Below are 11,870 nucleotides of genomic sequence, written 5' to 3' on the forward strand. Positions count from 1 at the left end.
TCAGCCCCCCAGCCGTGCAAGGCTTGCCAGTTCCGGCAGATTGAAAATGGACAGATCGTTTCCCGGCGACTGAGCCTCAGTGCGGATACCGGCGCGCAGCTTGGCGGAGCGGGCGCGTGGATTGAGGGACGCTTCTTCCTCGCTGGCCGACACCATAGGCTTGCCAACTGGCGTGAAGGTTGCGGCGCGGGCAGTGACCATCGGCAAATGGCGCGAGCCGGCAGCCTTGCCGGAACGATCCTGGAAAAAGGCTTTGACGATGCGGTCTTCGAGCGAATGGAAGGTGACGACGACGAGGCGGCCGCCGGGCTTCAACGCCTTCTCGGCGGCAAACAGCGCCTGAGCCAGCTCACCGAGTTCGTCGTTGACGAAGATGCGCAACGCCTGGAAAACGCGGGTTGCCGGATGGATCTTGTCCTTGGCCTTGCGCGGCGTCACCACCTCGATCAGGCCGGCGAGATCGCGGGTCGTCTCGAAGGGCTGTTCGGCGCGGCGCTTCTCGATGGCGCGTGCGATGCGGCCCGACTGCTTCTCCTCACCGAGAAAGCCGAAGATGCGGATGAGATCGGAAACCTTGGCGCGATTGACGACATCGGCGGCAGAGACGCCCGAAGCCGACATGCGCATGTCGAGGGGCCCTTTTCTCTGAAATGAGAAGCCGCGCTCGGCCTCGTCGATCTGCATGGAGGAGACGCCGATATCGAGCACGACACCATCAAGCCCGCCCTCGGGCGCATGCGCCAGAAGCTCGGAGAACTGCGCGTGAATGAGCTTCAGCCGGCCACCCCACTCGGAGACCTGCGCCTGTCCCGCTGCGATTGCGGTCGGGTCGCGGTCAAGCGCGATCACGTCGGCACCGGCCTTGAGGATTGCGGAACTGTAGCCACCGGCACCAAACGTGCCGTCGAGGATGACCTTACCGGGCGCGGGCTCAAGCGCCGCCAGAACTTCCGGCAAGAGAACGGGAATGTGACGAACCGGTCCGCCTTCGGCTTCAGAAACACCTCCGCCTTGATCCGTCACCATTCCCTCTCTCCATTCTATTCTGGACGCAACCCCCGTGACTTGCGCCCTTCCCGGGCTGCCGCCTGCGCCTTTTGAAAGGCCTGCGGCTCCCAGAGCTGAAAATAATCGCCCCGCCCGACGAACATCACGTCGGTCGAGATCCCGGTGAAGTCGCGGATGAAATCCGTCATCATCAACCGGCCTTCCGGATCGAGCTTGACGAAGACGCCGCCCCCGTGAACCAGCAGCGACATCTCGTTGGCTTCCGGAGAAAATGGATCCTCGGCCGCCATCTGCTTCTCGAACCGATCCAGGAGTTCCGGCCCACCGACGCTGACCGCCGGAAAGACGAAATCCTGAAAACAGTATAGCTCCCGAACGCCCCCATCCGACAGCACGGAGCGAAACGCCGAGGGAACGGAGACCCGCCCCTTCGCATCGATCCGATTGGTGGCATGTGACAAGAAGCGGTTCATAACGCGAAACGGCCGCCCAAGACTGACGGGCCACGATCATCGACCCGCGAGAACACGTCACTCCGCACGCAAGACAGCCCCGCCGAACAGTGGAATGTCCGACCACCCTCCGAAGCCGGAAGGCACTGGAATCTTGCGATGTTGGGCCGCGAAGCAGCCCCTGCGCAGTGCCATTATGGGATATCATGGGACCATATGGGCGTCAATGGGAATGGATCGTAAACAGCCGCCGGGCTGATCAAATATTGATAGGTTGTTAAGTTTAACGAAGGGTTACGAAGAGACCCCCACCGTGCGGGAATGCGACGGTCGAACGGCTTCAAATCGTTGAAAAATCAGAATGTGAGAAAAAGCGCAGGAACATGCGCATTGCCACCGCCGAGCGCGATCGCGCGGAACCCAACCGGCGGAAAAACCGACGCAGCATGGCCCCGCCACCCGCCGCCACGAACGCAACTTCGCATCGCGGAGATACCCGCGACGCCGCACCTCAGATCAAGCTTAGGGCGCCTTTCGCCCGCGGTCGGACTGCGCAACATTCTCGTCGATCGAGTTGTGACACGCCTCGAACGTACCGACCTGGCGGCTGTAGAGCTCTTTCCAACGACCAGCATCGAAAACCAGGTATTCAAGCACGCATCGGTCTGGCTCGTAGGAGCCCCATTGCGCCATCATCAGCCTGCTATCAAGCCCGAAGCCAAGCGTCATCAGAAGGTTGTCGTCACCGCCCCGAGGGAAATCAAAGACCTCCCCGGTTCGGTTGCTTGAGACAACGACGAAAGTGCACTGCGTACCGCAGCCGACTTGGTTCACCCGGTACTCGCCGGCAAAGTTCACCCCTTCCAGCATTTCCTTGGCGATCGTCGTTCGAAAGAGACGGAAATCCTTGCCACGGCCGTTGAAGTCCGGGAGTTTTACTTTGCCCTTGTAGACCTTGGCGGCAGGATAGCTCTTCGGCGAAAGGTCCGGCAGATTTTCGCCATAAACGGGAGCAACGGCTGCCGGCACCAGCACAAGCAGCGCCAGACCGACACCGCACCATTTTCCGACAGCTTTTGCGACTGTCACCTGCGCCCCCCTGTCAGCACTCGCTGACACCACTGGTACAACCAAGTGGTAAAGACGCGGTTCCACCATAAAGAGAAATCGCCAGTTGGCCTGTAAGCCGGGTTCTGTATGGCCCCGCCACCCGAAGGCAACGGAACGTGGCAGCCATTCATCTGGGACTACGTTTGCACGCAGCCTCTTGCAACCCACCCGGATGACTGGCCCGGAAACAGGCTGGGCGCTTGCGCGTCCGCGTCATCCCTATTCGGTCTTGCTCCCGGTGGGGTTTGCCGTGCCGTCCATGTCGCCATGTCCGCGGTGGGCTCTTACCCCACCCTTTCACCCTTACTCCGCAAGCGGAGCGGTTTGCTTTCTGTGGCACTTTCCCTGAGGTCGCCCTCGCCGGACGTTATCCGGCACCGTACTTCCGTGGAGCCCGGACTTTCCTCCCCCCGCGGCCTTTCGGCACTTGCGGAGCGCGGCTGCCCGGCCAACTGGCAGGCGCTCCTTAACGCAAGCCCCCGCCCGGCGCCAGAAAAAACGGCAGGGTTTCGAAAGCCACCAACAGGCAGATCGACTGGAGCCTGGCGGATGCCGCCTCCGCCTAACGGAAGGCCACCGCGAAATCGGCGCCGTATTCGGGCTCGTCGATCCGGCCGTTCTGTACGAGGACAGCGCCGAGCCTGCCGATTTCATCGGAGCTTTTTGCCGCCTGGCCGTTACCGCCGGTGACGACAGCGATACGGTCGCTCTCGGCAAAACCGATATAGGGCAGGCCATGCCGGGTGAACGAGGTGACGCAGGGCGAAAAATGAGTGGAGGCCGGCTTGAAGGCGGGCATCACCTCGGCCAGCAACCGACGCAGATGCTCGGCCGCGGCGGCACCGCCAGGCCCGCGGAACCAGTGCCGTATCGCCGGCTCATCATCAAGCGTTCTATCGCTCGGATCACCGCCGATCTTGATGTAGGTCTTGCCGTCGGCATAGCCGACCGGCGGCAGCAGGTAGTAGCTCTTCTCCTGCTCTGGCGCCGCACCGATCAGCGAAGGCATGCCCTCGAAGTCAGGCAGATCGCTTGCCGCCACCTCGGCGAAGAGCACCGTGCGAGCCTTGACCGTCAGGTCGATCGGCCGCGGCAGCAGCGTGTTGGAAAGCGAGAAGCCACCGGCCGCGACGATGACCCGCGGCGCCGTCAGCCGATCGCCCTTGAGCGTGGTAACGATCACCCGGCCGGCGGTTTCTGCGATGGAGCGAACCTCGTCGCGCACGATCCGCGCGCCGGCCCTCTCGGCGCAGACGACCTGTGCGGCAACGAGCGCACGCGGGTTGACGTAACCGGCACCAAGGCGCTCGTAAACGCCGGCCGCTCCCTCGGGAAAACGGAACCAGGGAAAACGCTGCGACAGCGTCTCGCGGTCGTAGAGCGGAGCCTCGACGCCGAGCGCATCCCGTGCCCTCTCCACCTGCTCGATATAGTCGTAGCTCGATCCCGGCGCGGGCCCGGCCATCAGGCAGCCGACCTCATGATAGAACCGGATGCCGCTCTCGCGCTCGATCTCGTCGTAGCGCTCGATCGAGCGCCGGGCAAGGCGCGCCCAGACGGGATCGTCGTCGATGGTGCGGGTGATGCGGGCATTGTCGTAATGGCTGGAAAAAACGCCGGAATGGCTGGCCCAGTCGCTCGGTTCGTCCGGGCCGACGAGCGCAACGTTCGCCCCCGACAGCGCCAAGTGCCGGGCCGCGGCCGCGCCCATCATGCCCTTGCCGACGACAATGAAATCAAAGCTTTCCGACATGCCCATCCCCGCTCCGCTGACACGGGAAGGAGGTAGCATATCGGCGCCGACAGGACACCACTACTCAAGGATTTAATTGGTGCGCCGGAACGCGAGACCTGTCCGGCTGGAGCATCCGCCATGGCCGCGTGGCCGGCGGATGGTGCTCTCTCGTCGCGCGGGCAAATGCGTCACCCACGCTTGTCTGTCGATCGACCGGAGCGCCCGCTCTCAAGTGGAACCACCGAGGCGAAAAGATGCTCTGGTCTGAGAACGCCTATGCGTTCTTCGTGCGTCCAATGAAACGCACGGTCTTCTAGTCGATGATGTCCTGGACTTTACCGCAATAGCGCTTGGAAACCGGGTTCATGCGCTTGGCGCCATGACCGGCATTGTACTTCAGGATTGTGCCACAGGTGGTGCCGCCCGACAGCTCGTGCGCCATGGCGAGATACTTCATGCCGAACTTGATGTTGGTTTCCGGATCGTAGAGACCCTTGGAGGAACCGGAATAGCCCATCATGCGCGCCGTGGCGGGCTTGATCTGCATCAGGCCGATTTCGCCGGCGCTGCCGCGTGCCTTGGGATTGAAATTGCTTTCGACCTTGACGACCGCATGCGCCAGATCGACGGGTACGCCGTACTGCTTGGCATAGCTCTTGATGAGGGCTGAATACTGAACGTTCTTGGGAAGGTCCGGTTTCGGGAAGCCTGTGGTCCGGGTGACGGACGGGATGGAAGAGGTCTTGATGGTCTTGTCGACATTCCCCGCATACGACGTACCCATCCCGGCGAAGGACATGCCAAGGCATGCCGCCACCGCAGCAACAGACGATATTCTCATGTAGTTTGAATTCTCCGGTCTGGGGATTGGACCGAAGCGCACCCCGCTTCGAGCCTCACGTCCCGATCGTTTCATTCACAGGAAGTGAGCGTTGCGCCCTGAAGCTCCTGCAGTTTCAATGAGCGGGAAATGAACGGCGCATCATGGTAAACATGTGGCAAAGCTAAAAAAACATGCCACGAACATCCGCAAAACTGGCTTCAGGACGAAAAATTCTTCCGCGTCAGGCGATGAATTGCGGCAGCCCGGAAAGCAGGCGATGGAGCGTATCGAGGGTTGAGATGTCGGCGATGCCGTCCACCCTCTGTTGCCGGAAATGCCTTTGGAACGCGGCGACGGCACCCTCGGTTTTTTCGCAGAAATCGCCAGTTACTTCAATGCCGTAGCCATAGAGCGACAGCATCGACTGGATGGCCTCGACCGGCTGGCCGCGGTCGCCGCGCTGAAAGAAGCGCCCGCCGCCGATCGGCGCCGGCTCAACCCAGTGCCCGACCCCTTCTCGGTGAAGGACGTGCCAGGGAAATTTTTCTCCCGGATCGACCTTGCGAATGGGGGCGATATCGCTGTGCGCCAGTACCCTTTCCGGGGCGATCGACCACCGCTGGCCACAGTCCCGACACAATTCGACGACCGCTTCGATCTGTTTTTCCGGAAAATCCGGCAGTCCGCCGGGGTGGCCGGGATTGGCGATCTCGATGCCGATCGAAGAGGAGTTGATGTCGGTCTCGCCCTTCCAGTAGCTTTTGCCCGCGTGCCAGGCACGCAGCGTCTCAGGCACGAGCTGGTCGACGCGCCCGTCCTCATGAACGAAATAGTGGCTGGAAACCTGGCTCTCTTCACGACACAGCCATTCGAGCGCCGAAGCGCCCGTCGCCATGCCGGTGTAGTGCAGCACGATCATATCCGGCGCCCGCTTGTCAGCGCGCTCGCCGAAATTCGGCGACGGCATGAAGCGAGCCCCCGGATAGTCGCAGTATTTAGACGTCATGCAGCTCGGCGTTCTTTCTCGATCGCCTCATAGGCGGCATTGAGGGCCGCCATGCGATCATTGGCGATCGCGTGGAATTCTTGCGGTACGCCGCGCGCAACCAGCATGTCCGGGTGGTTCTCGGAAACCAGCACACGGTAGCGCTTGCGGATGTCGGCGAAATCATCCTTACGCGAAACGCCGAGCACCTGATAGGGGTCGCGACCGTCGCCGTGCACGTGACGCGCCATGATGCGACCGAAATGCGCCTCGTCCATGCCGAAGATCTCGCCGACCCGCAACAGAAACGCCAATTCGCGCTCGTGAACCGCACCGTCGGACTTGGCGATATGGAACAGGCCGTCGACGATATCTTCGAGGATCGGGCAATTTTCTTCGCAGGACGAACACAGCGACGCCATCTTCTCGGCATAGGCCTCGTAGCCGGCGACGTCCTGGCGCGCCAGGTTATAGAGACGTGCGACGTTCTGCGCCTGGTCGGGCGGGAACTGGAAGATGTCGCGGAAGGCGGCGACCTCGGCTTCGCTGACGACGCCGTCGGCCTTGGCCATCTTGGCCGAAAGCGCGATCATCGCGACGGAGAAGGCGACCTTGCGCCGTGTCTCCGGATCGCCCTCAAACAGGGTACGCACGGCCTCGACCACACCGGCAAGCGCATTGCCGGTGGCGGTAACGATCTTGAGGAGGCTGTCCCAGAATGACATGCGAGAATCCCTGTCTCTCCAGCATATAGCATGGACTTGTGTGGTGGCAAATTGCAAGCGGTGGGATGGTCCGAACCACGAGGATGACGAATTTGTGATGGCACCTCACTATTGTCAATCCATCGATTGGAACTTGCGACAGCTGGTAGACGGAAAGCTGTTCCCTTGGGAACACCCTAGCGATCCGAAGCGGCAAATTTATGCCGCAAAACGCGCCGAATGCACCGCCTGCGAAGGCCGAGCCTTCTGATCGCCGGTCGGCGCCTGCGACAATCGGCGCGGCGCCGGACTTGCCTCTCGTCTCCACGGCAGAAGGCGACCGTTCCCTCCCCGCCTCGACACAACATCCACAGGGCCGTCATTTAAATTCCATCCGATTTGCGCTATGGAGGCCGCACCCATCGCATGCCAAAGTCCCGAGGAGGAAACATGGCCAAGAAAAAAGTCGCAATGCTGACGGCCGGCGGGCTCGCACCCTGTCTGTCATCGGCCGTTGGAGGACTGATCGAGCGCTATACCGACATAGCGCCCGAATACGAACTGGTCGCCTATCGCTCGGGTTACCAGGGCGTGCTCCTTGGTGACCAGATCGAAATCACCCGCGACATGCGCGAAAAGGCCCATATCCTGCACCGCCATGGCGGCTCGCCGATCGGCAACAGCCGCGTCAAGCTCACCAACGCCGCCGACTGCGTCAAGCGCGGCCTGGTCAAGGAAGGCGAAAACCCGCTGCGTGTCGCAGCCGAACGCCTTGCCAAGGACGGCATCTCGATCCTGCACACCATCGGCGGCGACGACACCAACACGACCGCTGCCGACCTTGCCGCCTATCTCGGCGCCAATGGCTACGACCTGACCGTGGTCGGCCTGCCCAAGACCGTCGACAACGACGTCGTTCCGATCCGCCAGACGCTCGGCGCCTGGACGGCTGCCGAATACGGCGCCCGCTTCTTCGACAATGTCAGCAACGAACAGAGCGCCGCCCCGCGCACGCTCGTCGTCCATGAAGTCATGGGCCGCCACTGCGGCTGGCTGACGGCGGCCACCGCCCGCTCCTACATCCAGATGACCGACGACAAGGAATTCGTCGACGGTTTCATGATGAACCGGCAGATGAAGAACATCGACGGCCTTTACCTGCCGGAGATGAAGTTCGACCTGCAGGCCGAAGCGGACCGCCTGCGCCAGGTCATGGACCGCTCGGGCTTCGTCACGCTGTTCGTCAGTGAAGGCGCCTGCCTCGACGCCATCGTCGCCGAACGGGAAGCTGCCGGCGAGACCGTCAAGCGCGACGCCTTCGGCCACGTGAAGATCGACACCATCAATGTCGGCAACTGGTTCTCCAAGCAGTTCGCAGCCCTTCTCGGCGCCGAGCGTTCCATGGTGCAGAAGTCCGGCTACTACGCCCGCTCGGCTCCGGCCAACGGCGACGACCTGCGCCTGATCCAGAGCATGGTCGATCTCGCCGTCGAAAGCGCGCTCAACAAGGTCTCGGGCGTCACCGGTCACGACGAGGACCAGGGTGGCAAGCTGCGCACCATCGAGTTCCCGCGCATCAAGGGCGGCAAGCAGTTTGACACCTCGACCAAGTGGTTCGGCGAGGTGATGGACGTCATCGGCCAGAAGTGGAAAGCCCAGAAGCACTGACCGACACTTGCCGGCGGGTGTATAGGCCATCCGCCGACAACGCCTGATTAGACGTTGACGGCTCCGCGTTTCCGTGGCTGGCTCGGCAAATTGATTGCCGAGACGCCCTCAAACGCGGAGCTTTTTCATGTCGTTCGAACACTGGTTTGCCTTTGCCGCGGCCTCGGCCGTGCTGCTCGCCATCCCCGGCCCCACCATTCTCCTCGTCATTTCCTACGCGCTCGGCCATGGCCGCAGAACCGCGGGCGCGACGGTCGCCGGCGTGGCGCTCGGCGATTTCACCGCCATGACCGCCTCCATGCTCGGTCTCGGCGCCCTGCTTGCCACCTCCGCCGCCATCTTCACCGTGTTGAAATGGGTGGGCGCTGCCTATCTCATCTGGCTCGGCATCAAGCTCTGGCGCGCGCCGGTGGCCGCCGGCGGCGACGCCGACCTCGAAACCACGTCGACGGAACGCCCGCTGCGCATCTTCTTTCATACCTATGCAGTGACCGCACTGAACCCGAAGAGCATCGTCTTCTTCGTCGCCTTCCTGCCGCAGTTCCTCGATCTCAGCCAGCCGCTCTTTACCCAGATGGCGATTTTCGAGCTGACGTTCCTGACGCTCGCGATCCTCAACGCCAGCCTCTATGCAGCCCTTGCGACTGCCGCCCGCAGCACGATTTCCAAGCCGAATGTGCGCCGGATCGTCAACCGCGCCGGCGGCTCCATGCTGATCGGCGCCGGGCTTTTGACGGCGACGATGAAGCGGGCCACGGCCTGAAATTCGCCCCCACGCTTGCCGCCGCCAGCCTCATAGGTTAATGGAGATTCACGCTTGGCGGCTGGCAACCGCTGATTTGCAGGGGCTACGGGGCCCAGAAGCACGAAAGTGACAGAATGGCGAATTACCGTATTTCCCTTTCCAAACAGACGTTTGGCATGGCAGCTTTGTTGTCGGCGACCATCGTCTCGGGATGCTCAACGGTAGAGCACACGTCGCTGGCAGACCTCACGGCCGTGCAGACGGTCACGCCCCTCGCCAAGCCCGGCACCGAAATGACGGCCTATGCGCTGCCGACGCCCGACGGCGCCGCCACCGCAACGAGCGCGGCGCTCACGGCGCAGACGGCAGGCCAGACCGCTGGCGTCGCCGCCACCTACCCGGTCGCGACCGATCTGGCACAGGGTGCCGAAGCTGCCCCCGCACTGGTCGCGGTTCCCGCGTCCAAGCCGGGCGACACGATGGCGCTTGCCATGGTTGCCCCGACGGCCCAGAACGGCGCCAGCGCGGCGATTGCAGCCGCTGAAGCCCCCTCGCCCGCCGACGCATCGCAAGTTGCATCCGCCGCCCTTTCGCCGGCGGCAACCAAGACCACGCGCGTCCAGGACCTGCCCGTCTCGACGCTCGCAGTTGCGGCCGCAATGGAATCGGACTTCGACACCGGCGAACCGGTCGGCCTCGAAACGCTGGTCGCCAACCGCATGATCGTTCCGACCGAGCGCCCGAAAACCGGTGTGATCGGCTCGACGGTGGCCGCAGTCGCCAACGTCATTCCGGATTCGATGAAGTTCACCAAGACGCCGACGAGCTCGCGTCCCGAACTCGACAAGATGATCAAGTACTATGCCGATCTCAACGGCATTCCGGTGGAACTGGTGCACCGCGTCGTCAAGCGCGAGAGCAACTACAATCCGCGCGCCTACAGCAAGGGCAATTACGGCCTGATGCAGATCCGCTACAACACCGCCAAGGGCCTCGGCTATGACGGTCCGGCCGAAGGTCTGTTCGACGCCGAAACCAACCTCAAATACGCGACCAAGTATCTGCATGGCGCCTGGATGGTGGCCGACAACCAGCATGACGGCGCAGTCAAGCTCTATGCCAGCGGCTATTACTACCACGCCAAGCGCAAGGGCCTGCTCGAAGAGCTCGGCATGAAGTAAGCCGGCCATCCGGCTTGCCCGAAGCGAAATTGCTTCTCGACGGTTCAGGAATTCCCTTATGAGGCGCTCAATCGAGCGCCTCAATTATTTTGGCGTTGAGCTTCTGCACGTCGTAGCCAAGGCGTGAGGGCGTAAGGCCCAGCCGCACGACCGCCAGCTTCAGCGAAGGCACGAGCATGATCGCCTGGCCGTCATGGCCGAGCATCCAGAAGGCGTCCGCCGGGAAACTGCCCGTTCCCGCCCGCGCGCCGTTTTCCTCGAGCCATACCTGACCCTGGCCGTATTTCCCGCCCGATGCCTTGGTCGGCGTGCGCATGAAGGCGACATAATCCTTCGGCAGCATCGCCCTCCCCTTCCAGACGCCGTCCTGCAGCAGGAACTGCGCAAACCGCGCCCAGTCCTGCGTCGTCGCATACATGTAGGAGGAACCGACGAAGGTTCCGGCCTCATCCGTCTCCAGAACGGCGCTCGTCATGCCGAGCGGCGCAAACAGCGCGTCATAGGGAAAGGCAAGCGCTGCGGCCGGGTCGTCGAAGGTCCGCATCCAGATCCGCGACAGCAGCGTGCTGGTGCCGCTCGAATAGCTGAAGTTCGCGCCGGGCTTTGCACCCAGCGTCCGCGTGGCGGCAAAACCCGCCATGTCCTTTTCCAGATAGAGCATGCGCGTCACGTCGGTGACGGCGCCATAATTCTCGTTGAAGGCGAGCCCGCTCTGCATCCCCATCAGGTCCGCAAGCGTGATGGCCGACCGCTCGTCCCCGGCCCATTCCGGCAGCAGGTTTCGTTGCGACACGTCCATGCGCCCGTCAGTGATCCGAAGGCCAATCAGCGCCGCCGTCACCGACTTGGTCATCGACCAGCCGAGCAGCGGCGTCGAACGGTTAAAACCCTGGCCATAGGTTTCCGCCACCAGCTGCCCGTCGCGGATCACAGCGATCGCCCGCATGCCGGGCCCGGCGAGATCGACGTCCTCGATGAGTTTCTGCAGAGCCGGCTCGATCGCGGCTCTCTCGCCTTCGGGCCAGGCCGCACCCGGCACCGGCGCTTCCGCGGCGGTTTTCGTTTCGATCGGTGCCAGAGCCGCGGCATTGCCGTCGGGCAGGCTGGCGCAGCCGGCACCTGGGCGATAGGCCGCATAACCGGGTGCGGCAAATCCGAGGATGCGTGCCGTCACCAGTTGCTTCTCTTTGTCGACGCCGACGCGCACGAGCTTGAGCAAAGGATGGCCGGGCGCCTGCACGTCGTCGGCGAGCACCGCCTGAGCGTCGCGCCCGGCGATGAAGACATTGGAGCATACGATTTTCGCGGCATAGCCGTCGCCGACCTTCAGCAGTTCCGGCGGCGCCAGCGCAAGCCAGCCGCACAGGCCGACGACGATCAGCGCCAGCGCGGCTCCCGAAATCTTCAACAAACGTCTCATGCGATCCTCCCGCCTGATGCGCAAAGAGAACCAGCATTT

The 11,870-nt window shown here is 62.8% G+C and carries 11 protein-coding genes and 1 other RNA gene; 3 read left to right on the plus strand and 9 right to left on the minus strand.

Features of this window, described 5'->3' with window-relative positions; all coding sequences use genetic code 11:
* From rsmH to ACIQUG_RS07370, 8 genes are all read right to left on the minus strand, one after another.
* Entirely contained in the window at positions 1 to 1,026 is a 1,026-nt protein-coding gene (gene rsmH / locus ACIQUG_RS07335) for a 16S rRNA (cytosine(1402)-N(4))-methyltransferase RsmH (RefSeq protein ID WP_402319128.1), read from the minus strand.
* 14 nt (positions 1,027 to 1,040) lie between these two features.
* The gene (mraZ, locus tag ACIQUG_RS07340) at positions 1,041 to 1,481 is read right to left on the minus strand and encodes a division/cell wall cluster transcriptional repressor MraZ (RefSeq protein ID WP_192446750.1); all 441 of its coding nucleotides are present in this window, start codon (positions 1,479 to 1,481) and stop codon (positions 1,041 to 1,043) included.
* Positions 1,482 to 1,982: 501 nt separating this feature from the next.
* A complete protein-coding gene (locus tag ACIQUG_RS07345; RefSeq protein WP_402319132.1) occupies positions 1,983 to 2,618 on the minus strand; it encodes a hypothetical protein in 636 nt (211 codons plus the stop codon).
* Positions 2,619 to 2,626: 8 nt separating this feature from the next.
* An RNA gene (gene rnpB / locus ACIQUG_RS07350) (RNase P RNA component class A) lies at positions 2,627 to 3,026 on the minus strand.
* A 106-nt stretch (positions 3,027 to 3,132) separates the two neighbouring features.
* Positions 3,133 to 4,323, minus strand: a complete 1,191-nt coding sequence (locus tag ACIQUG_RS07355) for an NAD(P)/FAD-dependent oxidoreductase (RefSeq protein WP_402319135.1) — start codon at positions 4,321 to 4,323, stop codon at positions 3,133 to 3,135.
* A gap of 295 nt (positions 4,324 to 4,618) precedes the next feature.
* Positions 4,619 to 5,146: a lytic transglycosylase domain-containing protein gene (locus ACIQUG_RS07360; RefSeq protein ID WP_043615871.1), complete on the minus strand. Its 528-nt coding sequence runs from the start codon at positions 5,144 to 5,146 to the stop codon at positions 4,619 to 4,621.
* A 223-nt stretch (positions 5,147 to 5,369) separates the two neighbouring features.
* A complete protein-coding gene (locus ACIQUG_RS07365; protein ID WP_043615869.1) occupies positions 5,370 to 6,134 on the minus strand; it encodes an N-acetylmuramoyl-L-alanine amidase in 765 nt (254 codons plus the stop codon).
* Complete coding sequence (locus tag ACIQUG_RS07370) at positions 6,131 to 6,838, minus strand: TerB family tellurite resistance protein (protein WP_402319138.1); 708 nt, start codon at positions 6,836 to 6,838, stop codon at positions 6,131 to 6,133. Before ACIQUG_RS07370 ends, ACIQUG_RS07365 begins: the two co-directional genes overlap by 4 nt.
* A gap of 429 nt (positions 6,839 to 7,267) precedes the next feature.
* Here ACIQUG_RS07370 and ACIQUG_RS07375 point away from each other — a divergent pair, with 429 nt between their 5' ends.
* From ACIQUG_RS07375 to ACIQUG_RS07385, 3 genes are all read left to right on the plus strand, one after another.
* Positions 7,268 to 8,485: a pyrophosphate--fructose-6-phosphate 1-phosphotransferase gene (locus tag ACIQUG_RS07375; RefSeq protein ID WP_043615863.1), complete on the plus strand. Its 1,218-nt coding sequence runs from the start codon at positions 7,268 to 7,270 to the stop codon at positions 8,483 to 8,485.
* Between the two features lie 127 nt (positions 8,486 to 8,612).
* Complete coding sequence (locus tag ACIQUG_RS07380) at positions 8,613 to 9,248, plus strand: LysE family translocator (RefSeq protein ID WP_043615860.1); 636 nt, start codon at positions 8,613 to 8,615, stop codon at positions 9,246 to 9,248.
* A gap of 116 nt (positions 9,249 to 9,364) precedes the next feature.
* Positions 9,365 to 10,411, plus strand: coding sequence for a transglycosylase SLT domain-containing protein (locus tag ACIQUG_RS07385; protein ID WP_402319141.1), 1,047 nt, complete (start codon positions 9,365 to 9,367; stop codon positions 10,409 to 10,411).
* A 67-nt stretch (positions 10,412 to 10,478) separates the two neighbouring features.
* Here the strand turns inward: ACIQUG_RS07385 and ACIQUG_RS07390 are convergent, their stop codons facing one another.
* The gene (locus tag ACIQUG_RS07390) at positions 10,479 to 11,831 is read right to left on the minus strand and encodes a serine hydrolase domain-containing protein (RefSeq protein WP_402319144.1); all 1,353 of its coding nucleotides are present in this window, start codon (positions 11,829 to 11,831) and stop codon (positions 10,479 to 10,481) included.
* Between the last annotated feature and the right edge of the window lie 39 nt (positions 11,832 to 11,870).

The organism is Ensifer sp. NPDC090286 (assembly GCF_044769565.1).
In the GTDB taxonomy this organism is placed as follows: Bacteria; Pseudomonadota; Alphaproteobacteria; order Rhizobiales; family Rhizobiaceae; genus Ensifer.

Bases quoted from the DNA above. Each gene is read 5' to 3' on its own strand.
- rsmH (WP_402319128.1), bottom strand. From the start codon at position 1,026: ATGGTGACGGATCAAGGCGGAGGTGTTTCTGAAGCCGAAGGCGGACCG.
- mraZ (WP_192446750.1), bottom strand. From the start codon at position 1,481: ATGAACCGCTTCTTGTCACATGCCACCAATCGGATCGATGCGAAGGGG.
- ACIQUG_RS07345 (WP_402319132.1), bottom strand. From the start codon at position 2,618: ATGGTGGAACCGCGTCTTTACCACTTGGTTGTACCAGTGGTGTCAGCG.
- ACIQUG_RS07355 (WP_402319135.1), bottom strand. From the start codon at position 4,323: ATGTCGGAAAGCTTTGATTTCATTGTCGTCGGCAAGGGCATGATGGGC.
- ACIQUG_RS07360 (WP_043615871.1), bottom strand. From the start codon at position 5,146: ATGAGAATATCGTCTGTTGCTGCGGTGGCGGCATGCCTTGGCATGTCC.
- ACIQUG_RS07365 (WP_043615869.1), bottom strand. From the start codon at position 6,134: ATGACGTCTAAATACTGCGACTATCCGGGGGCTCGCTTCATGCCGTCG.
- ACIQUG_RS07370 (WP_402319138.1), bottom strand. From the start codon at position 6,838: ATGTCATTCTGGGACAGCCTCCTCAAGATCGTTACCGCCACCGGCAAT.
- ACIQUG_RS07375 (WP_043615863.1), top strand. From the start codon at position 7,268: ATGGCCAAGAAAAAAGTCGCAATGCTGACGGCCGGCGGGCTCGCACCC.
- ACIQUG_RS07380 (WP_043615860.1), top strand. From the start codon at position 8,613: ATGTCGTTCGAACACTGGTTTGCCTTTGCCGCGGCCTCGGCCGTGCTG.
- ACIQUG_RS07385 (WP_402319141.1), top strand. From the start codon at position 9,365: ATGGCGAATTACCGTATTTCCCTTTCCAAACAGACGTTTGGCATGGCA.
- ACIQUG_RS07390 (WP_402319144.1), bottom strand. From the start codon at position 11,831: ATGAGACGTTTGTTGAAGATTTCGGGAGCCGCGCTGGCGCTGATCGTC.